The organism is Steroidobacter cummioxidans (assembly GCF_003104955.1).
In genome coordinates, this window is sequence record NZ_LSRW01000001.1 from 85,992 (window position 1) to 112,321 (window position 26,330).

The 26,330-nt window shown below is 61.9% G+C and carries 22 protein-coding genes and 1 pseudogene; 9 read left to right on the top strand and 14 right to left on the bottom strand.

Annotation, left to right across the window (positions count from 1 at the left end; genetic code table 11):
• Nucleotides 1–10: 10 nt before the first annotated feature.
• Both D0550_RS00375 and D0550_RS00380 read right to left on the bottom strand, forming a co-directional pair.
• Nucleotides 11–1,330 (bottom strand): efflux RND transporter periplasmic adaptor subunit, encoded by a 1,320-nt coding sequence (locus D0550_RS00375; protein ID WP_116807112.1) that lies wholly within the window; start codon nucleotides 1,328–1,330, stop codon nucleotides 11–13.
• A 186-nt stretch (nucleotides 1,331–1,516) separates the two neighbouring features.
• A complete protein-coding gene (locus D0550_RS00380; RefSeq protein WP_116807113.1) occupies nucleotides 1,517–2,956 on the bottom strand; it encodes an MATE family efflux transporter in 1,440 nt (479 codons plus the stop codon).
• 147 nt (nucleotides 2,957–3,103) lie between these two features.
• Between D0550_RS00380 and pbpG the strand changes: the two genes are divergently transcribed.
• The 3 genes from pbpG (at nucleotide 3,104) to D0550_RS00390 (ending at nucleotide 5,498) form a co-directional block, all read left to right on the top strand.
• Nucleotides 3,104–3,961: a D-alanyl-D-alanine endopeptidase gene (pbpG, locus tag D0550_RS00385; protein ID WP_116807114.1), complete on the top strand. Its 858-nt coding sequence runs from the start codon at nucleotides 3,104–3,106 to the stop codon at nucleotides 3,959–3,961.
• A gap of 295 nt (nucleotides 3,962–4,256) precedes the next feature.
• Entirely contained in the window at nucleotides 4,257–4,412 is a 156-nt protein-coding gene (locus D0550_RS34795; protein WP_161965562.1) for a hypothetical protein, read from the top strand.
• Nucleotides 4,413–4,655: 243 nt separating this feature from the next.
• Complete coding sequence (locus tag D0550_RS00390) at nucleotides 4,656–5,498, top strand: oxidoreductase (protein WP_116807115.1); 843 nt, start codon at nucleotides 4,656–4,658, stop codon at nucleotides 5,496–5,498.
• 56 nt (nucleotides 5,499–5,554) lie between these two features.
• On the opposite strand, the gene D0550_RS00395 is transcribed toward D0550_RS00390, so the two are convergent.
• Genes D0550_RS00395 through D0550_RS00405 form a run of 3 tightly spaced genes read right to left on the bottom strand, consistent with a single transcriptional unit; the run spans nucleotide 5,555 to nucleotide 6,751 of the window.
• The gene (locus D0550_RS00395) at nucleotides 5,555–5,911 is read right to left on the bottom strand and encodes a DUF1428 domain-containing protein (protein ID WP_116807116.1); all 357 of its coding nucleotides are present in this window, start codon (nucleotides 5,909–5,911) and stop codon (nucleotides 5,555–5,557) included.
• A gap of 43 nt (nucleotides 5,912–5,954) precedes the next feature.
• Nucleotides 5,955–6,395 carry an SRPBCC family protein gene (locus D0550_RS00400; protein WP_116807117.1) on the bottom strand — a complete coding sequence of 147 codons (441 nt, stop codon included), beginning with the start codon at nucleotides 6,393–6,395 and terminating at the stop codon, nucleotides 5,955–5,957.
• Nucleotides 6,392–6,751 (bottom strand): ArsR/SmtB family transcription factor, encoded by a 360-nt coding sequence (locus tag D0550_RS00405; RefSeq protein ID WP_206606001.1) that lies wholly within the window; start codon nucleotides 6,749–6,751, stop codon nucleotides 6,392–6,394. The genes D0550_RS00400 and D0550_RS00405 overlap by 4 nt, the downstream gene beginning before the upstream one ends.
• A gap of 101 nt (nucleotides 6,752–6,852) precedes the next feature.
• On the opposite strand from D0550_RS00405, the gene D0550_RS00410 reads away from it, so the two are divergent.
• A complete protein-coding gene (locus D0550_RS00410; RefSeq protein WP_116807119.1) occupies nucleotides 6,853–7,479 on the top strand; it encodes a glutathione S-transferase family protein in 627 nt (208 codons plus the stop codon).
• Between the two features lie 3 nt (nucleotides 7,480–7,482).
• On the opposite strand, the gene D0550_RS00415 is transcribed toward D0550_RS00410, so the two are convergent.
• Both D0550_RS00415 and D0550_RS00420 read right to left on the bottom strand, forming a co-directional pair.
• Nucleotides 7,483–8,406: an aspartyl/asparaginyl beta-hydroxylase domain-containing protein gene (locus D0550_RS00415; RefSeq protein ID WP_116807155.1), complete on the bottom strand. Its 924-nt coding sequence runs from the start codon at nucleotides 8,404–8,406 to the stop codon at nucleotides 7,483–7,485.
• 192 nt (nucleotides 8,407–8,598) lie between these two features.
• Nucleotides 8,599–10,542: a CocE/NonD family hydrolase gene (locus tag D0550_RS00420; RefSeq protein ID WP_116807120.1), complete on the bottom strand. Its 1,944-nt coding sequence runs from the start codon at nucleotides 10,540–10,542 to the stop codon at nucleotides 8,599–8,601.
• A gap of 151 nt (nucleotides 10,543–10,693) precedes the next feature.
• Here D0550_RS00420 and D0550_RS00425 point away from each other — a divergent pair, with 151 nt between their 5' ends.
• Entirely contained in the window at nucleotides 10,694–11,068 is a 375-nt protein-coding gene (locus D0550_RS00425; protein ID WP_116807121.1) for a hypothetical protein, read from the top strand.
• Between the two features lie 52 nt (nucleotides 11,069–11,120).
• On the opposite strand, the gene D0550_RS00430 is transcribed toward D0550_RS00425, so the two are convergent.
• From D0550_RS00430 to D0550_RS00450, 5 genes are all read right to left on the bottom strand, one after another.
• Nucleotides 11,121–11,552 carry a GNAT family N-acetyltransferase gene (locus D0550_RS00430; RefSeq protein WP_116807122.1) on the bottom strand — a complete coding sequence of 144 codons (432 nt, stop codon included), beginning with the start codon at nucleotides 11,550–11,552 and terminating at the stop codon, nucleotides 11,121–11,123.
• A gap of 4 nt (nucleotides 11,553–11,556) precedes the next feature.
• On the bottom strand, nucleotides 11,557–12,369 hold the full coding sequence (locus D0550_RS00435) for a hypothetical protein (RefSeq protein WP_153066987.1): 813 nt from the start codon (nucleotides 12,367–12,369) through the stop codon (nucleotides 11,557–11,559).
• 8 nt (nucleotides 12,370–12,377) lie between these two features.
• A complete protein-coding gene (locus tag D0550_RS00440) occupies nucleotides 12,378–14,030 on the bottom strand; it encodes a hypothetical protein (RefSeq protein WP_116807124.1) in 1,653 nt (550 codons plus the stop codon).
• 69 nt (nucleotides 14,031–14,099) lie between these two features.
• Nucleotides 14,100–15,773 (bottom strand): MFS transporter, encoded by a 1,674-nt coding sequence (locus D0550_RS00445; protein WP_116807125.1) that lies wholly within the window; start codon nucleotides 15,771–15,773, stop codon nucleotides 14,100–14,102.
• A gap of 46 nt (nucleotides 15,774–15,819) precedes the next feature.
• Nucleotides 15,820–17,154, bottom strand: coding sequence for a DcaP family trimeric outer membrane transporter (locus D0550_RS00450; protein ID WP_116807126.1), 1,335 nt, complete (start codon nucleotides 17,152–17,154; stop codon nucleotides 15,820–15,822).
• A gap of 211 nt (nucleotides 17,155–17,365) precedes the next feature.
• On the opposite strand from D0550_RS00450, the gene D0550_RS00455 reads away from it, so the two are divergent.
• A complete protein-coding gene (locus D0550_RS00455) occupies nucleotides 17,366–18,016 on the top strand; it encodes a LuxR C-terminal-related transcriptional regulator (protein ID WP_116807156.1) in 651 nt (216 codons plus the stop codon).
• Here D0550_RS00455 and D0550_RS00460 read toward each other — a convergent pair.
• Nucleotides 17,958–21,455 carry a hybrid sensor histidine kinase/response regulator gene (locus tag D0550_RS00460; protein ID WP_116807127.1) on the bottom strand — a complete coding sequence of 1,166 codons (3,498 nt, stop codon included), beginning with the start codon at nucleotides 21,453–21,455 and terminating at the stop codon, nucleotides 17,958–17,960. The genes D0550_RS00455 and D0550_RS00460 overlap by 59 nt on opposite strands.
• A 17-nt stretch (nucleotides 21,456–21,472) precedes the next feature.
• On the opposite strand from D0550_RS00460, the gene D0550_RS00465 reads away from it, so the two are divergent.
• Nucleotides 21,473–22,000, top strand: a complete 528-nt coding sequence (locus D0550_RS00465) for a hypothetical protein (protein WP_116807128.1) — start codon at nucleotides 21,473–21,475, stop codon at nucleotides 21,998–22,000.
• Here the strand turns inward: D0550_RS00465 and D0550_RS00470 are convergent.
• A complete protein-coding gene (locus D0550_RS00470; RefSeq protein ID WP_116807129.1) occupies nucleotides 21,990–23,774 on the bottom strand; it encodes a sensor domain-containing diguanylate cyclase in 1,785 nt (594 codons plus the stop codon). The two genes, D0550_RS00465 and D0550_RS00470, sit on opposite strands and share 11 nt — an antisense overlap.
• A 430-nt stretch (nucleotides 23,775–24,204) precedes the next feature.
• On the opposite strand from D0550_RS00470, the pseudogene D0550_RS36720 reads away from it, so the two are divergent.
• Nucleotides 24,205–25,128, top strand: a pseudogene (locus D0550_RS36720) (di-heme-cytochrome C peroxidase); the annotation flags it as partial.
• A gap of 313 nt (nucleotides 25,129–25,441) precedes the next feature.
• A complete protein-coding gene (locus tag D0550_RS35355) occupies nucleotides 25,442–26,275 on the top strand; it encodes a di-heme-cytochrome C peroxidase (RefSeq protein WP_206606003.1) in 834 nt (277 codons plus the stop codon).
• Nucleotides 26,276–26,330 lie beyond the last annotated feature (55 nt).

Consider the following 26,330-nt stretch of genomic DNA (forward strand, 5'->3'; position numbering starts at 1 on the left):
GACCAGCGGCTTAGTTACGGACGATTTCAGTCTGGCCAGCAGCAGTCGTTTCGATCTGGCGTACGCGGGCGACGGCGCCGGCCTTGTCATCGCCGATATCGGCGACGATGACTCGATCGCCGGCGCTCAGGCCTTCGCGCACTGCGACGAAAGCTTCACCTTCGCTACGCGGACCGACCTTGACGGGCGTACGCACGATCTTCTCGTCACGCAGCACGTAAGCATAGGAAACGCCCCCATCATCGCGCACCGCCCGCTGCGGCACCGCGAGCACCGGCTGCATCGAGTTCAGCACCAGCGTGCCTTGTGCGAACATGCCGCCCTTCAGCGCGCTGTCCGGATTCGGGACGGCGATGTAAATCAAGATGGCGCGCGAATTGTCGGCCGTGACCGGATTGATCCGCTGCACTTCGCCTTCGAACACGCGATCGCCGAAACCACCGACGCGAAAGCGCACCTTCTGACCGACCCGCACCGACGGAATCTCCGCGGCAGGCACGGCTGCCTCCAGCACCATCTGTTTCAAATCGACCAGCGTCACGATCGCCGAGTCAGGCGACACCTTCTCGCCCGGCTGCACCTGACGTTTCGCAATCGTTCCGGAGAACGGCGCGCGAATCACGGCGTCATCCAGATTGATCTTCGCGACGCGAGCCTGGGCCTCGGCGAGCTTGAAGCTCGCGACGCTGCCGGCGTAAGTGCTCTCGGTCTGCTCGAACGTGTTTTGCGAAATGAACTTCTGTTCCAGCAGCACACGATTCTTGTCGCGGTTGAGCCGAGCCAGCTCGAGATCGGCACGCGCCTTCTCCACCGCCGCCGCTTCGCGATCGTATTGAGCCTGCAGGTTGCGAGTGTCGACGCGGGCGATCACATCGCCTTCACGCACATCCTGACCTTCGCGCAGCTTTAGTTGCTCGACTTCACCACCGACTTTGGATTTCAACGTGGCCTGCACGAACGGCGCAATGCTGCCGGACAACGGCAAGGCACGGTTCAGAATACGCGACTCGACCGTAGCAATATCCACCGTCGCGAGCTCGACAGGCGCTGCATTGAGTGCCGGCGCGGCAATCGCTGGCGCCGACGGATTGCGTGCCACAACCCATGCACCGACGCCAAGTACCGCTATCACTGCAACGGCGAGCAACGCTTTCATAGGATCGATTCGGGTAAACGAGCCACCGCCCTGAGGTTCATCAGCCGCCGCCCCCGTGGGCGTCACTTCCTGGACCGGTGCGACCTGCCGGCCTTCCACCGGACGCGTTGGAAAGGGCGTCACGGCTGCCCCTGCTTCGTATCGCATCGAAGACTGATTTGCACTGCTGTTCATTGCTGGTTCCACGAGCGGGGTTCCCGGATATCCTTGTGTCGGCGCGCTCAGGCTAAGAACCCCGAACTCGCGCTTCAGTTGCACCCCTCGCCCCAAAGGCCAGTGGGGCGCGGTTCCAGATTGGACGGGGCGGAATCGCAAAAGGTTACAGGGGACGCAAAATTCTTTCTGCGACTGCCGTCCCCATCACACCTGCTGTTGCTTCCACCGGCCCCGCCTGAACAGCACCAGACTCCACAGCGCCAGCGCCGAGAAGCTGATGGGCACCGCAATGAACACCCCCAGCGGTCCCATGGCGAAGAAATCTGCCAGCAGCCACGCGATTGGAATCTGTCCAAGCCAGAAACAAAAGAAGTTCAGCCGCGTCGGCGTCCAGGTGTCGCCGGCACCGTTGAATGCCGCTTCCAGGCACATGCCGGCTGCATACAACGGGAACGCCAGGCTGACGATCCACAAGGCTCGAATGCCATGTTCCAGCACCGGCGGGTCGTCGGTAAACAACCGAACCAGCGGCCCCGACCCCAGCACGAACGCCAGGCCGACGATGCCCAGAAAGATCACATTGAAACGGGTCGCGATCCAGATGGCCTGCTCGGCGCGCTCCGCTTTACCGGCGCCCAGGTTCTGTCCGACCAGTGTCGCACCGGCATTCGCCAGACCCCAGGCCGGCATCAATGCAAACATGACTATTCGCATCGCGATCGTATAGCCGGCCAGGGCCGCACTGCCGAATGCCGCGAGGATCTTGAACAGACCGATCCAGCTGGTGGTGCCGATCAGCAGCTGCGCAATGCCCGCGCTCGCCGTGCCCATGATGGCGCGCAGATCGACGAACTCCGGCTTCAGATGCCGCAAGCGAACCTGCACGCGACTGTGGAATCCGGCCAGGTGCCACAACTGATACAGCAAACCGACGCCGCGGCCGATGTTGGTCGCGACCGCCGCGCCGGTCACGCCCAGCTCCGGAAAGGGCCCCCAGCCGAAAATGAAAAGGGGGCCGAGCACGATGTTCAAGGCATTCGCCAGCCACAGGGTGCGCATGGCCAGCACCGCATCGCCGGCGCCGCGAAAGATGGCGTTGATCAGGAAGATCATGAACACCGTCAGGTTGCAGCCGAGCATGATGCGAGCGAAGTCGGTGCCTAGCGACACCACGCTCTCGCTGGCGCCCATCAGCCGGAGAATGTCCGACGCGAAGTAACTCAACACCACGCCCATGGCCGCCGACACCGTGACGCCGAGCAGGACGATCTGACCTGCGGCTTGCGCGGCGCGCTCCGGATCCTTCTCACCGATGCGCCTGGCGACGACCGCGGTAGCCGCAATGGCGATGCCGATCGCTACTGCGTAGATCAGCGTCATCACCGACTCGGTCAGCCCCACGACCGCAATTGCATCCGAGCCGAGTCGCGATACCCAGAAAACGTCGACGACGGCAAACAGCGACTCCATGATCATTTCCAGCACCATGGGCACGGCCAGCAGCAGCACGGCACGTTGCAACGGCACCGCGGTGTAATCGAGGTGTCGACCTTGCAACGACAGCCGGACGATCTGCCAGAACGAAAGATCAGGCTGCGCGGCGGCAATCTCGGCGCCGGCCTGCTCGGAAGTGGATATGGACATGGGGGGCGCGATTGTACCGGGCCGGGCGCGATTTGCCGCGCGCGACCGCGCGCTCAACCAGGGAAAAACTCACATTCGCAAACGCTGCAAATCGGTTACCTTTGCGCACCATCGAATCAACATGAACTAAAGGCTCGATCCACAGCGATGCGAACCACTTTCCGCCTGCGTCCCTGGCTCTTCGCCGCTGCCTCCCTGCTACTCACTTCACCCTCCTGGTCCCAGCCACAGCCCTCCGGCAAGCTGCAGATCAAATCCGCGTCCGTGCTCATCATGGACGAGGGCGATGCGACGGTGCTGTATTCCAAGGACGCGCAGAAAGTGATGCCGATTGCGTCCATCACCAAGCTGATGACGGCGCTGGTGGTGCTCGAAGACGACCAGCCGCTGGACGAGCTGGTGACCATCCTGCAGGTCGACCGTGACAAGACCAAGGCGTCCGCCTCCCGCCTGGCGGTGGGCACCAAGCTCACCCGCAGCGAGTTGCTGCATCTGGCATTGATGTCATCGGAGAACCGTGCGGCACAGGCGGTATGCCGTGCTCATACCGGAGGCCTGCCGGCCTGCCTCAAGGCCATGAATGCCAAGGCACGTCAGCTGGGGATGAAGAACGCCCAGTTCGTCGATCCCACCGGCCTGTCGAGCGGCAACGTCGCCACTGCCTCGGATCTGGTCAAGCTGGTCATGGCCGCGTCACGCGAGCACTTGATCCAGGAGTACTCCACCAGTGAAAAGCTGACCGTGCCCGTGGGGCGCCAGTTGCTCGAGTTCCACAACACCAACTCGCTCACCTCTAAAGAGGACTGGGACATTTCCGTGCAGAAGACCGGCTTCACCCAGGATGCGGGGCAGTGCCTGGTCATGCGGGCGACCATCCAGGAGCGCCCGACGGTCATCGTGCTGCTGAACTCGTTCGGCAAGCTCACCCGCGTGGCCGATGCCCGCCGCGTCCGTCGCTGGATCGAGGGTGGCGTCGGCACGCAGATGGCTCGCGCCGGCAAGTAGCAATTATTAATAGTGTGTGAGCCGTATCACACGCCTTGAGACGTTTGCTGAATCCGCGGTGTAAGGCCCGGATCTAATAACAACTGTACTGGTACCTGGCCTCGCTCCGACCGAATAAGGGCCGCGAGGCGCAGCGCTTCTCCCCTGTTAGCCGCATTCACCGGTAACCAGCTGTGGTTCACCGGCAGCGCGAATTTTTAGTCGCTGCCGTTGCAACCCTTTGAGAAGCGCTCGCGTCAGAAGCTACGAACACCGCAACAACGCGGTCGGAAACACCCCACCAGGAGAAAATGTCATGTACGCAGTCAGCAAAGTCACTCAGAGCACTCAGCGCGCCGTTTGTATGGCTCTGTCGGTCGCGATCGTCACTCTGTCGCTCACCTTCGGTGCCTTTGGTGTGCAGTCCATGGAACACGTTGGTTACAGCGTGACTGTGACGCAGCTGAAGTGATGGGAGCGCTGACCATGCGCCCCTCGAGCTCGACTCCGCGGCTCGTCCGCCACCTCGGCGACAGCCGCGGAGCCAGCCGGAACTCCGTTTGTATGATTCGTCAGTCGCTCGCCTGAATCCCGCCACTCTTGCAGGATCGGGCTAGAAGCTGCCCGGATCTTGCTACCGCCGCTCCGGCACCGATTTCTAAACTGCTCCCGTGTCGATGCGCGCACGCGCATTAGCAAACATTGGAGCAGTCACATGTCACAACCGAAAGCCTGGTTCATCACTGGCGCCGCGCGCGGCATCGGCGCGGAAATCGTCAAAGCAGCGCTCGAAGCCGGCGACAGCGTCGTCGCCACCGGGCGCAATCGCGATCAGATCGCGGCCACGTTCAAACAACATGGCGATCGAGTCCTCGCGGTCGAGCTCGACGTGAGCAACGAACTGCACGCCTTCGCCGCAGTGGAGACAGCCATGGCACGCTTTGGCCGCATCGATGTGCTGGTCAACAACGCCGGCTATGGCCAACTCGGCTTGTTCGAAGAGATCAGTGCAGCCGAGATTCAAAAACAGTACGACACCAATGTGTTCGGCACGTTCAATGTGACCCGGGCCGTGCTGCCGGTCCTGCGCAAGCAGCGCAGCGGTCACATTTTCAATATTTCCTCGATGGGCGGCGCCATCGGCTTCCCTTATGCCAGCATTTATTGCTCGAGCAAATTCGCGCTCGAAGGCTTCTCGGAATCGTTGGCATTGGATGTCGCCGACTTCGGCATCCACGTAACGATCGTCGAGCCGGGCTTCACCCGTACGGACTTTCTCGACAACACGTCGGTGCGTTATGGCTCGCGTCAGATCACGGGATACGAGCAGATCTCAGCGAAGCTCAAAGCCGAGTACGACAGCTACAACCATCAGCAAGCCGGCGATCCGGCGAGGCTCGCAGCGGCGCTGCTGACACTGGCCAATAGCGAGCAACCGCCAATGCGCTGGGCATCGGGTTCGGATGCATTCGAACGCGTCACCAGCAAACTGGCAGGCATGCAGGCTGAGTTGCATCAGTATCAGCAGCTTTCGGCTTCGGTGGACGGCGTGCGCTGACGCAGTCGCGTAGCGCCGGCGGGATGCTGCGCATCCCGCCGGCCGGGGCATTCAAATCAAAGATCGACCAGCAGACTGAAGCCGCCGTAGGACATGCGCTTCACATCGAACGGCATCGAATCGTTGTCCATTTTCAGACGCGGATCTTTCATCACCTTCGCATTGACCTTGTCGCGATGGGCGCGCGACTTGTAGAGGATCCAGGAGAAGATCACGACTTCGCCGGCCTTCAGCTTGCAGAGTTTCGGGAACGGCGTGCCGAATTTTTGCTTCACGTCATCGCCGACACTCTCGCAATATTCCAGCGCACCATATTCCTTCCAGATCTTGCCGGCCTTCTTCGATATGGTCTGGTAGGCTTTCAGGTTTTTCTTCGGGACGACGATGACGAATCCGTCGGCATAGCGGGGCATCTGAAGGTTCTCCTTGGCGAGCCTGGGTTGTGCAATTATCTGCTCATGCGCCGATAACCGTCGCGGCATGGTCGAGGATAGCGCCCCACCCCGCTTCGATACGTTGCAGATGTTCGGCAAATGCCGCCGACACAGTTTGCGTCAGGGTCAATTCGCAACCTGTGCCCCGCGGCACGATCTCGATCGTGACCACGCTTTGATCTGTTGAGTACTTTGCAACGCGCAGCGTAAACACCAGCCGACGCGGTCGCTCGATCTCCAGATACTCGCCGGCATGCTCTACATCCTCACCGTCTCGGCGATCGACGAACACATACGTTCCACCCACGCGGGCATCTATCGCGACGCGCACCATCTTGCCGGTCGCGGTCGCGAACATGAACTGCCCCGCCTTGGTCGGATCGAGGAAAGCATCGAACACCCGCTGCGCTGATGCAGTGAACGGACGCTTGACGGACAACTTCACGTCACCAGCCTGTTTCATCGTGATCCTCGCTTTTTACGGCGCTTGGGCGCGGGAACGGCCGCACGATCTTCCGCGCGCAGCATGGCGTCCAACGCGTCCAATCGATTCATCCACAACGTGCGCTGCGCGGTCATCCATTCCGCGAGCTCATCAAAAGGCGCAGTGTTGAATGTCAGCAAATGCTCACGACCTGCGCGGCGCCGGCGGACCAGGTCGGCGCGCTCCAGGATGCGGATGTGCTTGGAAACGGAGTTCAAAGAAATGTCGAATGGCTCCGCCAGCTCGGTCACGCGCGCCTCGCCCCGAGACAAACGCTGCAGAATTGCACGCCGCGTGGGATCGGCGAGCGCGAGCAATGTGTCATCCAGTGTCATGCTGTTCATTCACCCAATGAGGTGAATATCGACCAAGCAGACGCCACTGTCAACAGACGCGTTAAACTGCGCAACCGACACATCGACAACCAGGAGCAGTCATGGCCGACATTACGTTCTTTCACAACCCGCAAAGTCGCGGCCGCATCGCGCATTGGATGCTCGAGGAAGTGGGTGTTCCTTACCAAACGCAGCTGCTGCGATTCGATCGTGGCGAGCACAAGACACCGCAGTTTCTCGCGGTGAACCCCATGGGTAAAATTCCGACTCTCAAGCATGGCGACACGGTCGTTACTGAGGCAGCGGCGATCTGTGCATATCTTGCCGATGCATTTCCAGCCGCGAATCTGGCGCCGCCGGTGAATTCACCCGAGCGCGGCACCTACTATCGCTGGATGTTCTTCGGCGCCGGCTGTGTCGAGCCGGCTCTCATCGATCACATGTTCAAGCGACCGCCAGTGGAACGCGCCGGCGCGCTGGGCTACGGCAGTTATGCAGACACGCTGAATGCGTTGGAGAAAGCAGTGTCCGCGGGTCCGTTCATTCTGGGCGATCGTTTCAGCGCTGCGGACGTCTATGTCGGCTCGCAGATCGGCTGGGGCATGATGACGAAATCGCTGGAGCCGCGCACAGCATTTCAGGAGTACGTGGCTCGCTGCGCCGAGCGGCCGGCGTTCAAGCGTGCGGCCGCGCAGGATGAGAAATATATGAAGGAGCTGCAGGCGTAACGATCAGACCTGCACGAAGACGGCAAAGGCGAGGGAGCCGAGCAGCGCCCACTTGATCACGTAGTACGCGGTTCGGTTCCACGCCTTGACGCGCTTGCCCAGCAATCGAAACTGATAGGCGTAGCCGAACAGTTTGTTGAGCACGCCGACCTTCTCGCCCTCGAAATTCTGTGTCGCTGCCGCGCGCACCAACGGCTTGCCGACGAATCGGTTCAAAGCGCGAGCGATGGGATTCGACAGCGGACGCTCGACATCGCAGAACAGGATCACGCGCTGGTGATTGGTCTGGTTCTCGGCGCGATGAATGTAGGTTTCATCGAACACCACCGGCTCGCCGTCCTTCCAGAAGTACAGCTGACCATCGACGAAGATGCGACACGCCTCGGAGTTCGGCGTCGACAGGCCGAGGTGATAACGCAGCGAGCCAGCGAAAGGATCGCGATGCGCAACCAGGCGCGCACCCGGCGGCAGCAATGCAAACATCGCCGCATTCACCGTAGGGATGCTGGCAAGCAACTTCGCAGTCTTCGGACACAGCGTGGCGGCAGACGGTAGAAAATCGCCATACCACTTGAGATAAAAACGCTTCCAGCCGGTACGGAAAAACGAGTTGAAGCCCAGATCGTTGTATTTTGCCGCAGCGCGAATGTAACCCTCGTCGAACAGCTGCATCGCTTCGTCGCGGATCATCTCCCAGTTCTCATGCAACGGCGTGAGCTCCGGAAAGTGCTTCATGTCGATGAACGGCTTGTTCGGCACCGCGGAAAACAAGTACATGAGCGCGTTGTATGGCGCCATGATCGTCGAGTGATCCAGCAACTGCCGCGACAGCTTGTGTCGCACACGACCGCGGAAATGCACGACCGCGCCGCTGACGATGAAGGTGAGCAGGACGAGAAATCGCGGCCAGTGATAAAGGTAGAACATGGTATCCACCTGTTCCAAGACCGGCCGCGCTTGACGGATAGCTCGTCGAAAGTTGTACCTTTCGACGAGCGATCGCCGAGCCAGATCGCGTCCGGCGAAAACGCGACCTTAACTCACACAGGTGGAATGATTTTACAATCGTGGCTTCAGACAGTTTTTCCTTGTGTTCAGCAATCGTTGTACAGACATCGACTAACGCACCGCCACAACCGGCAAGTCGATCTGACTCGTCTTGCCCGGCGCGCGCCAGATGCGCTGCGTCGCTTTCACGTAGTTCTCCGGTTGCGCGAACATGATGTTCGGCACGAAGGTCTGCGGATTGCGATCGTACAGCGGGAACCAGCTCGACTGGATCTGCACCATGATGCGATGCCCGGGCAGGAAGGTGTGATTCACCTGCGGCAGCGCAATCTCATAATGCAGCGCTTCGTTCGATGCCAGCGGCTGCGGGTTGGAGAGATTCGCGCGATAGCGACCGCGAAAGATATCCGCTGACAGCATTTGCTGATAGCCGCCCATGCTCGGCTTCGCCGGCACTTCATCCGGCCACACATCGATGATCTTGACGACCCAATCCGCGTCGGTGCCGCTGGTGGAAGCGAACAAGCGCGCGATCGGTTGACCGGCGACGCGCATCGGTTGAGTCAACGGCTCGGTTTCATACACGAGCACATCCGTGCGCGAGCCTGCATGCCGCTGGTCATCGACCAACCATTCGCCCCAGCTCGAATCGGGCGCGCCCATCGGCCTGATCGGCCGCGGACGATAGGGCACCGGCTTCGCCGGATCGGAGACGTACTCGTCGTAGCTGTTCGAGTTGCCAGATGGCGCATCGAAACCCAGACGCCCACCGGACAGTAGATACATCGATCGCGATTTCTCCACGCACGCAACGGCGCAAGAACGCGGCCAGTGATCGTACTGACGCCACTCGTCGGCGCCGGTCTCGTATACCAGCACACGCGGCGTCGCCGGCTTCGGCGCATCTTTCAAGTAGTGATCGAGGAACGGCTGCATCACCTTGCTGCGAAACCAACCGGCAGTGTCGCCATTGAATTCGAGTGCACCGAGCGAGCGACCTTCGCGACGCGCCTGGCCGTGATTCCAGGGGCCCATCACGAGATGGACGAGCTGACCGGTCGGATCTTTCGGCGCGAGCGCCTTGTAGAGCGCCGGGCTGCCGTAAATATCTTCCTGATCGAACAGACCGCCGACGATCATCATCGGCACTTTCAGCGGCAGCTGCGCGAGCACCTTGTCGACGGCCTGCTCCTGCCACCACCGGTCGTAGCTCGGATGCTCGGAGATCGTGCGCCAGAATCCGAGTTGATCCAGACCGCGTGACTTGGCGAGCGCGCCCGCTGATCCGGCGCGCAGGAAGGAGTCATAGATGTCGTGCTCGCCCCACCACCATTTGAACGCACCGCTGCGGGTGGACTGCTGGCCATAGATGAACTCGAGCGCGACGCCCTGACGGAACGCACCGTTATGGAACCAGTCATCGCCCATCCAGCCATCGATCATGGGCGCGAACGGCACCACGACCTTCAAGGCCGGATGGGGATTCACCGTCGACATCAAAGTGGTGTAACCCTCGTACGACCCGCCCATCGTGCCAACGCGGCCGTTACTTTCCGGGACGTTCTTCACCAGCCAATCGATGGTGTCGTAGGTGTCGGTGGCGTGATCGACCTTGGTGGGATTCACCGGGCCGCGTAGCGGACGCGTCATCACGTACTCGCCTTCGGAGCCGAACTTCCCGCGGACGTCCTGGTACACGATGATGTAACCGGCTTCGACAGTCGTGTCATTCATCTGCGGCACGACCGCCAGCAGCCGCGGACTGTTGAAGCGCGTGACCCGACCGCCCGCGTTATAAGGTGTGCGCGTCATGATGATGGGCGCCTTGGCGTCCGCGGTAACGCGCTTGGGAATCAGGATGAAGGTCTTGAGCTTCACGCCATCGCGCATCGGGATCATCACTTCGCGCCTGGTGTAATCGAAGCTCTCGACGCTGGGCGTGAACTTCTCCGGCGTCTCGCTCGGCAGCGTCTTGACGATTTCCGACGCGCCGGCTTGCGCACTGACGGCCAGCGCGAGCACGCACACCAGGCTACGGATGATTGGCTGGGACATCTTGTCTCTCCCTATGCACGGAAATGCAGCGATCGAGCTTAGTGGTTCGTGTCATGCGCAGGCAATGCACGAACGAACTCGCATGTCACGGTGGATGCGAATCGCGACACTCGCTATGATCGAGAACGTCTCCCCCGTACGCCTAGCCCGGATGCCGCACATCAAACTGCCGCGCGCGCTCGAGGATTACTTTGCGTTCGCTGAAACCGAGCCGACTCGCAACGGCCGTCGGTTCTCGATCACGTTGCCGTACATGGATGGCGAGCGACTCGACCGGCTGCAATGGTGGTATCACGTCTCGCCGGCGCAGGAGCAGATGTACGAGGGTACTGGGCTTGCGTTCCATCGGAACCGCGCCATCGAGCGGTTTTGCCGGCACATCGAGCGCTGGCTGGAGATCACAGCTCAGCGCTTTCACGGCGACGATCCCATTCCACGCCTCGGGCTCCAGCAAGCATCACTAGCGACCGAGCCACCGGCAGCGAGCGCAGAGCTCCAGCCGGTCGACAAAGTCGCGAACGGCTGAGTTCGCGATCGATACAGGGAATCCCTGAACGGCAGGCCGATCGAACCGGCGATCAATCGTCGGCGACCAGCCCCGTATCGATGGCACGCCGCGGGTCCTCGAACTTCGCCATCGCCGTCAGCATCCGGCGGAAGCCGAGCTTGCGGTAGAACCCTTCCTTACCCGGGTTCGCATACAGAATGATTTTGCGATGACCGGCCGACAGCTCGGTCAGCTTGGCCACGATCGCCTTGCCCAATCCGCGGCCTTGGTACTGCGGATGGACCACGATGTCGCACAAGTAAGAACAGTCGCGGCCATCCGCGAGGGCGCGACCGGCGCCGATCAGTTTGCCATCCTCGAGCACGAAACACTTGAAGCGGCTGTTGCCGAACACCAGCCGCAAATGCTCGCCGCTCTTATCGCCCAATGGCGCGATCCGATACAGGTTCGACAGCTCCTGCCAGTCGATCGTGTCCGGTTCGAACAGCCATTGTTCGCTCATGGCGCTAGCGATACTGACGATCTCGCGTCTTCAGCTCGACCTTGGTGCCGAAGTGAAACACCACGCTGAAGTTGATGGTGCCGATGCGCTGATCGCGATCGATCACCGAATAGCCCAATGCGACGCCGAGCGACTCGCCCATGAACTCGGGCTGATGCTCGATCTCGATGCCATAGGTGTCCTGGTTGTACAGGTCGCCCCCGGAGAGCGTGACTTTGAGGCTTGCCAGGGGATACCAGCTGGCGCTGAAAATATCCGACTCGAGCTTGGCGCCGTTTTCCGGTTCGGTAGAGGTATGCACCGCGCCGAACGTGAAATTGCCCAGATAGGCTTCGGCACCGACGCGGTAGTAATCGATGCCCATGCTGTCATCGCCGGTGGAAACGAACACCGACTCGTTACCGCAATCGGAAGTGACCTTGCCCTTGCCGTACGACGCCGAAATGCGGCCGAGAGTCGGTTTGCGCGCAAACACACTCAGCGCCCCATCGGAATTGTTGAACCGGCAGGTCTGGCGCGAGGAAGACTCAGAAGTCAAATCGAGCAACACATCGCTGGTACGCGCGGTGGTTCGCGAGAAATTGCCGGACAGCGAAGCGCCGAACAGATCGCCAATGGGCATGGTGCCGATAGCACCCAGACCGAAGGTGCCGTTCGAAGTGCTGTCTTTAGTGTCGCTGTCGCTGGCGACCAGGCCGAGCGAAAAGTTGGTCGCCTGCACCGCCCTCTGCGCCGGTTCCGCCGCCGCAGCGATGTTAGCTACCAACGGCAAGGTCGCCAGCAGTGATGCACTGAGAATGAGTTTTTGTGAGTTCATGGAGGTGCTCACAGAGCTGGCGTGGGCTGCACGAGGAGGCGAGCGCTGCCGACAACGAACAAGGTGCCGTTATCGGGCGTAATGGCCATTCGCAAGCCGGTCCCTGGATCGGCAGCGACCGGCTGCACTGGACCGAGCGCGGTGTACGCGGCTTCGTCGCGATCCACGCTGATGTCATAAACGAGAATGCCGCCGGCAGCTCTGTCATACGTATACGCACGAGTGCCATCGGATTTGAGCACGACAGCGGCTGTCGTGTCCGGCAGCGTGCCGAGCAACGCGAAGCTGCCATCGTAAACCCTGGTGCCATTCAGCACGACGCGGCTGATCGAACGATTCAGCGCCGGCACAACGTCATTCTGCCGCAGCGAAACCGTGCTGGTGTTGAGCTCGTTGGTCGGGGTCGAGTAGAGATAAACCGGCACGTCGCTGGTCAAAGTCGGGTCGCCCTGACTGAGCACGGCACCGGCGCCATTCGCGGACATGGCAGGCGTCGCGTTATTCAGCTGGATGCCGTTTTGCAGGATGATTCCGGATGGCGGATCGTAGAGATAACCCTGCGTCGCACCGCTGGTAGTCAGACTGGTCGTGATCAGCGCGCGATTGTCGTAACCCACGACGATGTTCTTCAGGAACGAATTGGTGGCCAGCGACGGCGCGTCGACGCTCGTTGCCTGCGCCAGAGTCACCGGATCGTTGGTGACGACCGCGGTCGCACTGATGCTGAACAACTGCGTGCCATCGGCGGACAACGCGGCATCGAGCGCCGAGTTCGCCACTTGGGTCGGCGCGCCCCAGGCCCCGTCGGCATACTGATAACGAACGAGGGAGCTGCTGGGCGGAGTGTCGGTCACCGTAATCAACGCTTGCCGTTCGGCGTCGTAGACCAGCGTGCGCGCAGCGGTAGTCGCCGGCAGATGATCCAGCGCCGCCGCTGCGTAACCGACGGGGTCGCGCACTTTCAGCGCGACGCTCGCGGGAATCGGGCCAGTATGGTTGGTCGCATCGAGATGAACCAGGTGGTCGCCCGCAGGCAGCGCTGGATACGTCGCGACCAACTCCGTGCCGGTGGTGTTCACGGTGAATGACGTCGCTGCCGTGTCACCGAATCTCACGCCGGTGACGTTGAACGCGCGCAAGCCCAGGCCACGAACGATGACTGTATCGCTCACACCTGACGCGACCAGATAGGGCGCGACACTCAGAACCGTCGGAGAAATCTGATAGCTGACCGAGACGGTGGCCGTGCTGCCGGCCGCCAGCCGGCTGCAGGTCGTGTCGGCGCAGTTGTAACCGGTCACCGCCACCGCACCCACGAACGCACCCGGCCCAATGGCCGAAGGCGTCGCAGGCACGACAGTGATCTCGGCGCTGCCGCCGTTCAGCACCGAGCTGACTGAGGCAATCGCGTCGCCGCTGTGGACCACGGACAGTTGCACGACGTCCTTGCCAAACGTCGCGGTAAACGACTGAGCCGCAGGCGCCGCCTCGCTCGGACCTGAGGCGCTAAAAGCAATCGCATGGGTGGAGATTTGGGTCTGGGAGGCTGAGTCGCCACCGCCGCCGCCGCCACAGCCGGCCAGCAACCCGAACAACAAAAACCCTGCTACGCGGCGGGCACCGGGTAGATAGTGCACTTTTTCTCCCAAAAACAGGCGCATCGCGCGCTCGATGGAACGCGCGATGCTACCCGATCAAACTGAATACGGGATGTATGTGCAGCTATTGTGTCACAAGCCCTGATCCTTGGTCTCCCTTAGGAACAGCGTGCCGATAATCGCCGTCATGACCGCCACCACGATGGGATACCACAGGCCGTTATAGATGTTGCCGGTAGCCGCCACGATGGCGAACGAGGTGACCGGCAGGAAGCCGCCGAACCAGCCGTTGCCGATGTGATATGGCAACGACATGGAGGTGTAGCGGATGCGGGTGGGGAACAGCTCCACCAGCCACGCCGCGATCGGCCCGTACACCATGGTCACCAGGATGACCAGATAGGTGCACAGCGCTATCACCATCGGGTAGTTCACTTCCGCCATATTGGCCTTGGCCGGATAGCCCGCCGTGGCCAGCGCCCCCTTCAGCTGCCCGGCGAAACTGTCGTTGGCGGTCTTGAACTCGGCCTTGGCCAGCGTGTTGCCGGGGAAGGAGTCGAGCACCACGGCAGAGTCGCCACTACCGATGCGGACGCGAGCCACCGATCCCGCCGGCGCCGCTTCGTTGCCATAGGGCACGCCGGCTTTCGCGAGCGCCGACTTGACCACATCGCAGGACTGGGTGAACGCCTTCTTGCCGACCGGATCGAACTGGAACGAACAGTCGGCCGGGTCGGCGATCACCGTCACCGGCGCGGTCGCAACCGCACGCTCGAGGGCCGGATTGGCGAAGTGCGTGAGCCCCTTGAACACGGGGAAATAGGTGAGGGCGGCGAGGATGCAGCCGGCCATGATGATGGTCTTGCGCCCGATCCGGTCCGACAGCGCGCCGAACACCACGAAGAACGGCGTGCCGATCAACAAGCCGGCGGCGATGATGAGATTGGCGGCTTTGGCATCGACCTGCAGAATCTTTTCCAGGAAGAACAGCGCATAGAACTGACCGCCATACCAGACCACCGCCTGGCCGGCGGTCGCGCCGAACAGCGCCAGCAGCACGATCTTCAGATTCTTCCAATTGCCGAACGCTTCGGTGAGCGGCGCGGTCGACAGCTTGCCTTCCTTCTTGATCTCCAGGAACGCCGGCGACTCCTGCAGCTGCAGACGGATGTACACCGAGATGCCGAGCAGCACGATCGATATCAGGAACGGAATGCGCCAGCCCCACACCTCGAACTCATCGCCGAGCGACACCCGACAGATCAGGATCACCAGCAGCGATAGAAACAAACCCATGGTCGCGGTGGTTTGAATCCAGCTGGTGTACAGGCCGCGTTTGCCATCGGGCGCATGCTCGGCGACATACGTGGCCGCACCGCCATACTCACCGCCGAGCGCCAGGCCTTGTAACAAACGCAGCAGGATCAGAATGATTGGGGCCGCGACGCCGATGGCCGCGTAACCAGGCAGCATACCGACGATGGCGGTCGACGCGCCCATGATCACGATGGTGATCAGAAAAGTGTGCTTGCGACCGATCAGATCGCCGAGGCGGCCGAACACCAGCGCGCCGAATGGGCGCACGAAAAAGCCCGCCGCGAAGGCCAACAGCGCGAAAATGAAACCGGTGGTCTCATTCACGCCGGAGAAGAACTGTTTGGAAATGATCGCCGACAGCGAGCCGTACAGATAGAAGTCGTACCATTCGAACACGGTGCCGAGCGAGGACGCGAAGATCACGCGCCGATGCGACCGGTCAATGCCGCCGGCGGTAGGCTGCGACAGCGTTTGTGGTGTGGTGGCCATGATTCTCCCCTGCCGAGACTTGTAACGTTTTCAGAATGGCTGCTTTTCAGAATGAGTATCGGGCGACCGCCTGCACGCGACGCATCGAGCCGCTCGCGCCGCTTTCGATCTCCCTTGCGGCGACCCGCAACTCGACCCCGAGATCGAGTTTGGCGAGCGGCGAATAAAACGTATTGATGGCCCAGGACCAGCTCGACCTGTTGGCGCTGCCGCCCGTCAAGCTCATATCATTGTCGTAATCCGAGGCCGATAACATCAAGGTGCTGCGCACCCTGTCGTTCCATACCTGACGCCAGGCGGCGAACGCGGCCCAACCCGAAATCGCTTCCAGCTCGCCGCTGGCGGTCAGCACAGCATCGTTGGCGAAGTTGACGCCGACATAACGGCCCAGCCCCTCGCCGCCGGTGATAGAAAAACGCAGGTCGTGCCTGCCAAAATTGATCTTGCCCGCCAGCGACAAAGCTGCCCCCTGCGTGGCGTCGTTCACGGCGCCGGCACCGGTCGTTTCATATTTCAATTGACGCACCAGGGCCGCCGCGCGCAGCACACCATTGCCGAACTTCCAAGTGTAGGCCGCGGTGAAATCGGGAATACTGTTGTCATCCGAAGCGATGCGCGTGCCGCCGCGGAACGGAGTGATCGTAGTCTCGGGGTTTTCCGCCGACAAAGACCAGTTGCCGAGCGTGTAGCGGACCATCGGTTGGCGCACGAAAACGGTGCCGTCGGTGGGGCCGATGAAGTCCGCGGTCTCTGGCAGTGTGGTCGCATCCATGAAATTGCTCCATGTCTGGCCCACCAGCCAGCGACCGTATTGCATGTAGGCGTGCCGGACTTGCACACCATACGTGTTGGTTGCTCGCTCATCGCCGAGCGCCGAGCCATACAGATCCACTTCCAGCCGCGATGACAACAGTCCACCGTTGGCTAGATCGGTGTCCGTGCCGAAGATGAAGCGCGACTGTTTGATATGAGAATCGAAATCCACGCCCTCACCGACGCCGCCGACTGGAATGGTCGAGGGTAGATAGAAATCGCGACCGATGCTGCCATCGGCGATCTCGCCATCCCGATAGTCGGACCACAAGGCGTCGAGCTTGACGAAGCCGCTGTATAGAAAGCGCGTCCCGGCAACGGCATTCGGCGTGATCGGCCGGGTCTGGACACTGGGCAGGTCGACCGTGGCTTTGGTGGCGCTGCTCGCAGACGCGCCTGACATCTTTTCACTCAGCTCGCGCAGTTGTCGCTCCAGCTCTTCAATTCGCGCTTCCAGCCTGTGCTGCTGTTCGTCCGCCTCGGCCTCCGCCGCGCGTGCTGCCAGCGAACCAGCCATGCCAGTCGCGGCAATGGCCGACACGATCACAACCTTCCTTAGCTTGATCATTGTCTATCCCCCTGCAGACAAGTCGGCGCGAGCATGCGCGCGCGGCTTGCAAGCCGGCCATTCATCTTTGGTCGAAGCCGGCGCGGGCGCTATTCGACGAAAGTCGAATAGTGAGGGGCGGGTTCTTGGCGGAGGCTTCGCACGACGCGAGTCATCGTCTTGGGCAATGGAGTTGCCGCAAGTGACACAAGCATGGAGTATTGCGCGCGCAATGAAGCGTGCTGTCCTGATCGCCGATGACCACCCCCTGTTTCGTGATGCACTCAAGCTCGCGGTGGCGCAGGCCGTTCCGGGCGCTCAGATCATCGAGGCGGACACCGTACACTCGTTGTTCGCGGCGCTCGATGCCCATCCCGATCCCGAGCTGCTATTGCTCGACCTGAACATGCCGGGGGCGCAAGGCTTCAACGCCCTGGTGCAGGCACGAGCGAACTTCCCCACCGTGCCCATCGTGGTGATCTCAGCGCGCGAAGATCGACGCATCATGCAGCGGGCGTTGGGACATGGCGCCGCCGCGTTCGTGCCCAAGTCAGCCTCCATCGACCTCATCGTTGCGGCGTTGCGCGCCGTGCTGAGTGGCGACACCTGGTTGCCCGAATCGGCATCGACGGGCAGCGATCCCGCCCCGCTGGATCAGCAGGAGATCGATGCGACCGCGCGTCTCGCAACCCTGACGCCGCAACAGTTTCGCGTCCTGGCGATGCTGTCGTCAGGCTTGTTGAACAAACAGATCGCGGCCGAACTGGAGGTATCTGAAGCCACCGTCAAAGCTCATGTGAGCGCGGTGATGCAAAAGCTCGGCGTCAGCAATCGGACGCAAGCCGTGCTGCTGGCGCAGCGACTCTCGCTGGATCAGCCGTAAGCGCCACCATCAGCGCCCGCAAAGCCGCCGGACGCAGCGGCTTGCGCAATACCTGAAATCCCAGCGCATTCGCACGTTGCGCCAACGCCGCCGTTCCATCAGCAGTGACCAATGCGCCAGCGCGCATTCGGCTGGATTCTCTAGGAACCAACTCATCCAGAACAGTCAGTCCCATGGGTTCGCCGCCGAGGTGATAGTCGGCGAGCACCAGATCTATCGGCTGGTCTCGCAAGATCTCACGCGCCTCCGCGGCCGTGCCGACACACAGCGCATTGATGCCCCAGCGCGTCAGCAGCTCACGCATGGCATCGAGGATGTTGGGATCATCCTCCACACAAAGAACATGCAAGCCTCGCAATCCCGCAACGTTCGGCATGGGCGCCGGTGTCGCCGTTGGCTCGCGCGTGATGCCCTTGCCGCGGGCCACTCGCACACTGAAAGCACTGCCCTTCCCTGGCGTCGAACGCAGTGTGAGTTGAGTTTGCAGAATGTGAGCTATGCGATCGCAGATCGACAGTCCCAGGCCAAGCCCGCGCTCGCCCCAGGGCGAGTGGTGGTCGAGCCGGCGAAACTCCTCGAAAATGACGCTCTGACTTTCGGCGGCGATCCCCGGACCGGTATCGATGACTTGAAACTCGACCCGATTGCCGGCACGGCGCCGGACTCCAACGACCACCCGCCCGCTGCGCGTGTAACGCAAAGCGTTGCTGATCAAGTTTTGTAGCACCCGGCGCAGCATCCGTTGATCGGTGTACACCTGCACGCGCGTGGCAAGCACTTGCAGCTCGAGATTGCGCTGGGCGGCCACGGGCGCGAACTGCTCCTTCAGAGAATTCAACAACGTGCCGGCGTCAAACTCTCCCAACTCCGGCTGAATCGCGCCCGAATCCAGTCTCGAGATGTCGAGCAGACCATCGAGCAACTCTTCCGCCGCATGCAGTGAGTTCTCGACCCGATCGGCCAGCTGCTCGACCTGCGGATGTTGTAGCTGCCCGGCCTGACCACGCAGCGCGGCGTTGAACAATCGCGCGGCATTCAACGGCTGGAGCAAATCATGGCTGGCAGCAGCCAGGAAGCGCGTCTTGCCCAGGTTGGCTTTCTCGGCGACCGCGGTTGCTTCAGCCAACTGCCGGGTTCGCTCCGCGACGCGTTGTTCCAATGTTTCGTTGATCTCGCGCAACTCAGCTTCGACATGCTTATACGTGGTGACGTCATTGAACGTGCTGACGTAACCCCCGTCGGGCAATGGCTGGCCACGCACTTCGATCACACGACCGTCGCCGCGTCGTCGTTCGGAAAGGTGGGTCGAGCCCGCGCGCATGTGCGCCAGCCGTTTCTCAACGTGCGCTTCCGGATCGCCCGGACCGTACCAGCCGCGCGCGGCGTTGTACCGCATCAGATCGGCAATCGGTCGACCGGCGCGCATCAGCTCCGGCGGATAGTCGAGCAACTCTACGTAGCGACGATTCCATGCCACCAGGCGCATCTCCGCATCGATCACGCTGATTCCCTGCGGCATGTTCGCCATCATTGCTTCCAGCATTTCGCGATTGAAGCGCAGCTTCTGCGACGCTTCATCGAACAGCGTGACCACTTCGCTGAATTGCAGGCCGGCGCCTCGCAGCGAGCTGGTCAATACCATTCGTGCCGAAGCTGCACCGAGCGCACCGGCGAGCTCGCGCTCCAAGCCTTGTAACAATCCAACGTCAGCGCGCTGCGTCGGCGAATACTCGCGTCCATGCTCCTGCTTGTAACGCTCAAACCAGGATTGAGCTGCGCCGGCCCCCAGCAGGCGCTCAGCGAGCAATTGCAGATCCGCGATTGTCGCCGACCCCGGCAACAGCTTCGCGCGACGTGCATCGGCGCCCGCGATGCGTGGCGCCAGCTGCAAACGCTCGCCCATCGCCGGCGGCGAGTACAACGACATGCCGACCAGCGCGATCACATTCACCAACAGCGACCAGAAGACTCCGTGCGTCAGGGGATCCGGTCCGGCGAAGCCGAGCAACGAATGAGGCGCCAGCACTCCGATACCAAAGGGCCCCTCATTGATCCATTCGTGCACCACAAACGTCGGCAGCAGCAGTGTGTAGATCCAGACGAGGAATCCACTGCACAACCCAGCGAGCACGCCGACGCGACTCGCACCCGACCAATACACCGCGCTGACCACCGCAGGCGCGAACTGGGCAACGGCGGCGAACGCGAGCAGACCAATGGACGCGAGGCTGGATCCGTTCGGCACGACTCGAAAGAAAGCGAACGCGACCAGCAGGATGGCCAGGATGGCGGCGCGTCGGATCCACAGAATGCCGCCCGAGGCGAGACTTCGATCGCCGAGCGCAGGCGGTCGCCAACGCCATAACACCGGCAGCACCAGATCGTTGCTGACCATCGTGGACAAAGCGACCGTTGCGACGATGACCATGCCAGTCGCGGCCGAGAAGCCACCGAGATACGCGAGCAGCGCCAGCCATTCGTGTCCTGCACTGAGCGGCAGCCACAATACAAACGAATCTGGCGCAATCGAGCCGCCACCGGCGCCAGCAGCAATGGCTGCCGCGGCAATGGGCACGACGACCAGACTGATGAGCGCCAGGTACGTTGAGAACCACCAGCGCGCGTGGCGCACATCGCCGACCTCCGCGCACTCCACGACGCCGACCTGAAACTGACGCGGCAAACAGAATATTGCGGTCAGCGATAACAGCGTCTGCGTGACAAACGAGACAGAATGATTCACGTTGGCCGGCATCTGTCGCGCCGTTTCGAGCAGCGGCTCGATGCCATTGAGCTGCGTCAGCGCAAACACTGCGACGCATAGCAATGCCACCAGCTTCACCAGCGATTCAGCAGCCACCGCCAACACCATGCCCGGATGATGTTCGGTCGCGTCCACCTGGCGGGCACCGAACAGACTGGAGAACAACGCGAGCATGAGCGCAACCAACAACGCGCTGTCGCGATACCAGGCGACGGTCTGCGCCGGCGCGCCGGCCGAAAGCACCTCGATGCTCATCGAGATCGCTTTCAATTGCAGGGCGATGTAGGGAATTGCGGCGGTCAATGCAATGAGCGTGACGGCGACGGCAATCTGCGGAGAACGGCCAAAGCGCGCGGCGAGCAGATCGGAGATCGAGGTAGCGTTCTGCTGCTTGGCCATGCGCAGCAGCCGCTCGAAGAACGGCAGCAGGAACAGAAACACCAGCATCGGGCCCAGATAAATGGGCAGATAGCTCAGCCCGTCGCGTACGGCGCTGCCCACCGCGCCATAGAAGGTCCAGCTCGAGCAGTAAACCGCCAGCGCCAGACTGTAGATCAGCGGCCGCAGCCGCGCATGGTCGGGGTACAGACGGCGGCGGTCACCCCACCACGCAATGAAGAACAGGCCACAAACATAGGCCAGCGACGCGACCAGGAGCCCCCATCCCGAGATCATGGCTTCATAATACGCATGTGATTACCTACCACGTATTCCTGGATCGCACCCGCTTGCCGGATGCCGCCGACTGGGCTCGCGTGATTCGCGAAGCCGGTTTCGAGGTCGAGCTCAATCCCGACTTCGCGCCAGCCTCATACAGCGGCTATCTGCCCTGCCCCGATGACCGCACCGGTTTCGAGTACTACCTGGAATCGTTCGCCGAGCCGACCATCGAGATCGGCGAGCACGGTGCGAAAGTCATCGGCCAGCGCAATTCAGTAGCCAGCCTGCGCTTCAGCGGTCGCCCCTCCGACCGCGATGCCGCGAGCGCCGCGGCAGCCACTTTGACCGCCATGAGCGACGGCGTGTTGTTCGATACTGAGCCGGGCCATTTCATCTCCGCCGCTGAAGCGCTGGCCTGGGCGCGCAACGAGCGTTATCAGCCGATCGCCACTTATCACCGGCGCGCGATGCGTCGCAAGGCACGCCTGACGCCGCCCATCATCCTGCGGCTGCTGATCATTCTGTTTCTGGTGGTCGCGATTTACTGGCTCAGGAGGTAGCGGCGCGCGCATCCCGTTGCGCCGGCGGCTCCTGCGCCTGCTCCATTCGATCGTGGTATGCCACCACACAGTTGCGCCCCTGCTGTTTGGCCCGATAGAGCGCCGAGTCCGCCGCCTCGAAAAACTTCTCGGCATTCTCGAAGTCACCGCGCGCCAGGCATGCGTAACCGACGCTGATGGTGATCGCCAGATCGCCGTTCAATGTTTCTTCCACGGTACGACGCAACCGCTCGCTCATCGCCGCAGCCGTCTGGCAATCGATGCCCGGCAGAATCACGGTGAACTCTTCGCCGCCATAGCGACATGCGACCAGTGGCTTGCGGGCAAACTTGCGTAACGCATGCGCGACCGCCTTGATTGCGTGATCGCCGCGCGCATGGCCATGCCGATCGTTGTAACCCTTGAAGTGATCGATATCGAGCACCAGCAACGACAGCGGCTTCTGCTCCTGGCGAGCGAAGGCGAATTCCTGCGGCAACCTGTCGTCGAACATGCGGCGGTTGCCGAGCAGCGTGAGCGGATCGGTGCGGCTCTGGTGCTGCAGCTCGTTCATGCGCGTGCTCAAGGTCATCGACAGCAGGATCATTTCCAGCAGCGAGCCGATCTGCCAGCCGTTCTGGGTGAAGAACGTGTGCGGCAGCACGCCGAACGTCTTCAGCAGGAAAATCACCGAACCGCACAGGAACGAGCTCCAGGCGATCACGTAAAAGCGCGCCGGCCGCGATCCCAGCACCATCGCGGCCACACCCATCACCAACATGAAAATCACGCCGATCAGCACCAGTCCGGCGACCGGCGCGATGATGGTCGAGTACGGCACGAAGGGCGCCGCTAGCAACAACAAGGCCGCGACAGCCTGCAAGCCTCGGGCGGCCAGGTCCAGTCGCGGCGTAACTTCCTTGGCGCGCAGAATCATCCGCGAGAACTGCAAGCCGGCGAACAACGCGATGTTGATGAGCGCGACCAGACTGGTGTTGCCCCAGCGCGGACTGTCTGGCCACAAGTACTGATACGCCAGGCCGTTGTGAATCAGCATGTACAAGCCGAACGTCCCGACGTAAGCGAAGTAAGCCAGGAAGGCTCTATCGCGCACGGCGATGAACACCAGGCTGCTCCACACCAGCAGCATGATCACGCAACCGTAGTAGATGCCGTACGCCAGCTGCTCGCGGCTGAGCGACTCCAGCAGCTCCGGCGAACTGAATAACGCCAGGCTGATGTCGATCGGTCCTTGCGACTGATAGCGCAGGTACACGACGCGCTCGGCCTGCGGCGGCACATGGATCGGAAACACGAAGTCGCGATGGGCGATGTCGCGCGCCTCGAAGGGCCGACGGTCGCCGGTCTTGTGGATGCGCCACTCGTCCGCGCCGGTCTGCTCGTAGACGTCGAGATAGTCGATCAGCGGGTAGGTCTGTCGAACGAAGACCTCGCGCTCGCGCGTGCCCAGGTTTCGAAATGTGACGCGTGCCCACCAGACCGAACTGGTGAAGCCGACATTGGCCGCCGCCAGACTGCCGGGGGCAAAGCCCGCACGAACCACCTGATCTAGAGACAGCTTGCCCTCGGGGTCTTCGAGCAGATCGATGTGGCGGCTGAACTCATCGACGTGAATGCGCTCCGCCGTGGGCAACTCGAACACCGTCGGTCCCGAGCCGGCATCGTCGGCGCGTACGGTCACGCTCAGTAGCATGAGCAACAGCCAGGCCGACATGCATGCCGTCACCCACGACCGGACCTGCCCGGTAAAAACGGCAATACCAAGCGGCGACATCGGCAGTATCTCCTCCCTATCCGTTGTGCCTCGCTGCCAGGTATCGCAGACATGGCAACGAGCACCGGCGCGAAGTATGCGACACCGCGATCAAAGCCGCGACCTCGTCAACCATGAAATACTGGAATTGTGATGTCGTCTGCGGGCGCTGTGTGAGTCGGTCGGTACCTTGCGCGCCGGTGCTGTTGAAGCGAATTCGAAACACAACAGGGAGTGAGCGATGCGGCGGCTGGTTCGTTGGGTGCTGACACTGGGGCTGATCGCCGGTGTGGTGCTGGTGGCAGGATTTCTGTGGTTCGTGCTGTGGCCGGTCCACACCATTCCCGCGCTCGAGCCGGTCGACGAGTACGTGTGGCTCGATCAGAGCTGGGGCGACGGCCAGAACACCGAGCAGCGGCAGGCTTACTACTACACCGCCCAGGGCACCTCGATGCCGCAAGGCGCCTCGGGGGGCGCGCTTCGTTACGACTGGTTCGTGCATCTGGAGCTGCCGTTCTCGCGCGAGCGCTTCGCCAATCCCGATCACATGCGCAAATACCGCTTCGTGGTCGATCCGCAGCCGAGCCCGGCCAATCCGGACCAGCTGCCGATCGGTTTCACCAAGCACTTCGATCCAGCCATCGGTCAGTACGTACTCGATATCACTTGCGCCGCCTGCCACACCGGCGAAATCCATTTCACCAAGGACAACCGCACTTATGCGGTGCGTATCGATGGCGGTCAGGCCATGCACGCCTTCACGGATATGTCGCGCGGCAGCTTCGCGCCGGTGCTGCTGGCTTCGCTGCTCGACACGGCAGTGAAGCCGTGGAAGTTCGATCGTTTCGCACAGCGGGTACTCGGCCCTGGCTATCCGGATGCCAAATCGCAGTTGAAGTCGGCACTGTGGGCGACCATCAAGGCCATGCTGGGCAGCGGCCAGAACAATCCTCTGCGCAAGCTCTACCCGGTGCATGAGGGCTTCGGCCGCACCGACGCGCTGGGCCGCATCGGCAATACCGCGTTCGGCGATCACCTCACGTCGCGCAATTACCAGGTGGGCGACGCGCCGGTCAGCTATCCCTATCTGTGGAACATCTGGAAATTCGATTGGGTGCAGTACAACGGCTCGGTCGCACAGCCGCTGGCGAGAAACATCGGCGAGGCGCTCGGTGTCGGTGCGATCTCGCCATGGCGCAATGACATGGGCGAGCCGCTGCCCGCGGATCACCGCTTTCGCACCAGTGTCGATATCCCTGGGCTACAACGTATCGAACACACTCTGCAGCAGCTCACGCCGCCGGCATGGCCGGAGCAGATCCTCGGCCCCATCGACACCGCCAAGGCCGAACAAGGCTCCAAGTTGTTCGAACAGTATTGTCGCGAGTGCCACGGCCCGCACCTGTCGACTGCCGCCCGCCAACAGGCGAGCGCGCCGCTCAAAACCGTTTTCCCCGAAAGTGGAATGGCGCATCGAAGTGATTCCGCTGGAACACATCGGCACCGATCCCAATGCGGCTCAGGGCTTCATGAAGCGTCGTTTACGATCTTGTCGTTCGACCGGGGCTTGACCAACGCCCAGCTTCGCCGATGCTCTGCGACCGTTTTTGCTGGNTTCGCTCGCTGGCTCGCGATGCTCGCTTCCGTCTGCGCGAAGTCGTTCGCTTGCGCGGTGAGCAACAACTGCCGTGGGCGACCTGCCGGCATTGCTTGCGAGCTATCCGGATCCCGATGCGAATCCCACGCCGAGCCTGCCGGAGCAAAGCTTCGAGGCGATCGACACGGCATTGGAAGCATTGCTGTCGCCGATGCCGGTGCTATCGGCCACTCAGCCGGAAGACCCGTTCGACTGCGGCCTCGACTGTCACACCCTCAACCTGCTGTGGGACGTGCGCAATGGCTCGACCAATATCGAGCAGACCGTCGCGGGCCTGAATGTGAGCCATCTGAGCGAAGGCCTGGCATTGAACCTGGTCGGCATCCTGATCAAGAACCGCTTCTATGCGGACTACGGAATCGACTACGCCACTCAGCAATGCCTGGAAGGTTTCGGCGCACTGGATCTGCCGCAGCAGATCGCCGGTTACAAACCGCGACCGCTGCAGGGCGTTTGGGCAACGCCGCCGTTTCTGCACAACGGCTCGGTGCCGTCGCTGTATCAGATGTTGTTGCCACCGGAGCAGCGCGATCGGAAATTCTTCGTCGGCCGCCGCGACTTCGATCCGGTGCACGTGGGATATATGACGGTGCCGGATGCCGAGGGCGATGCCGATGGTTTCTGGCTGGATACCAGCATCCCTGGCAATCGCAACATCGGCCATGGCTTCGCGGCCGATGCAGCGAGCTGGAGCAAACATTTGCAGGACCCGAAGGCGAACCCGCTGCCTGCAGGCGTCATCGGACCGGAGCTGACCGACGAGCAGCGTTTCGCGCTGGTCGAATATTTGAAGGTCCACCGCGACCCACCGACGCCGGAGGGCTTCAAGCCGCCGCAATGTGAGTTGTTCGGGCGGTCGTTCTGATCCACGCACGCTCTACGCCGCACTTCCGTGCGGCGTAGATATCGTGGATGGGAAG

What these genes read in the sequence shown, in the direction of transcription:
- D0550_RS00420 (WP_116807120.1), bottom strand. Translation starts at nt 10,542, where the DNA reads ATGTCCCAGCCAATCATCCGTAGCCTGGTGTGCGTGCTCGCGCTGGCC.
- D0550_RS00445 (WP_116807125.1), bottom strand. Translation starts at nt 15,773, where the DNA reads ATGGCCACCACACCACAAACGCTGTCGCAGCCTACCGCCGGCGGCATT.
- D0550_RS00405 (WP_206606001.1), bottom strand. Translation starts at nt 6,751, where the DNA reads ATGACACTGGATGACACATTGCTCGCGCTCGCCGATCCCACGCGGCGT.
- pbpG (WP_116807114.1), top strand. Translation starts at nt 3,104, where the DNA reads ATGCGAACCACTTTCCGCCTGCGTCCCTGGCTCTTCGCCGCTGCCTCC.
- D0550_RS00430 (WP_116807122.1), bottom strand. Translation starts at nt 11,552, where the DNA reads ATGAGCGAACAATGGCTGTTCGAACCGGACACGATCGACTGGCAGGAG.
- D0550_RS00400 (WP_116807117.1), bottom strand. Translation starts at nt 6,395, where the DNA reads ATGAAACAGGCTGGTGACGTGAAGTTGTCCGTCAAGCGTCCGTTCACT.
- D0550_RS00380 (WP_116807113.1), bottom strand. Translation starts at nt 2,956, where the DNA reads ATGTCCATATCCACTTCCGAGCAGGCCGGCGCCGAGATTGCCGCCGCG.
- D0550_RS00410 (WP_116807119.1), top strand. Translation starts at nt 6,853, where the DNA reads ATGGCCGACATTACGTTCTTTCACAACCCGCAAAGTCGCGGCCGCATC.
- D0550_RS00455 (WP_116807156.1), top strand. Translation starts at nt 17,366, where the DNA reads ATGAAGCGTGCTGTCCTGATCGCCGATGACCACCCCCTGTTTCGTGAT.
- D0550_RS00395 (WP_116807116.1), bottom strand. Translation starts at nt 5,911, where the DNA reads ATGCCCCGCTATGCCGACGGATTCGTCATCGTCGTCCCGAAGAAAAAC.
- D0550_RS00375 (WP_116807112.1), bottom strand. Translation starts at nt 1,330, where the DNA reads ATGAACAGCAGTGCAAATCAGTCTTCGATGCGATACGAAGCAGGGGCA.
- D0550_RS00440 (WP_116807124.1), bottom strand. Translation starts at nt 14,030, where the DNA reads ATGCGCCTGTTTTTGGGAGAAAAAGTGCACTATCTACCCGGTGCCCGC.
- D0550_RS00390 (WP_116807115.1), top strand. Translation starts at nt 4,656, where the DNA reads ATGTCACAACCGAAAGCCTGGTTCATCACTGGCGCCGCGCGCGGCATC.
- D0550_RS00435 (WP_153066987.1), bottom strand. Translation starts at nt 12,369, where the DNA reads ATGAACTCACAAAAACTCATTCTCAGTGCATCACTGCTGGCGACCTTG.
- D0550_RS00450 (WP_116807126.1), bottom strand. Translation starts at nt 17,154, where the DNA reads ATGATCAAGCTAAGGAAGGTTGTGATCGTGTCGGCCATTGCCGCGACT.
- D0550_RS00425 (WP_116807121.1), top strand. Translation starts at nt 10,694, where the DNA reads ATGCCGCACATCAAACTGCCGCGCGCGCTCGAGGATTACTTTGCGTTC.
- D0550_RS00460 (WP_116807127.1), bottom strand. Translation starts at nt 21,455, where the DNA reads ATGATCTCGGGATGGGGGCTCCTGGTCGCGTCGCTGGCCTATGTTTGT.
- D0550_RS00470 (WP_116807129.1), bottom strand. Translation starts at nt 23,774, where the DNA reads ATGTCGCCGCTTGGTATTGCCGTTTTTACCGGGCAGGTCCGGTCGTGG.
- D0550_RS00415 (WP_116807155.1), bottom strand. Translation starts at nt 8,406, where the DNA reads ATGTTCTACCTTTATCACTGGCCGCGATTTCTCGTCCTGCTCACCTTC.
- D0550_RS34795 (WP_161965562.1), top strand. Translation starts at nt 4,257, where the DNA reads ATGTACGCAGTCAGCAAAGTCACTCAGAGCACTCAGCGCGCCGTTTGT.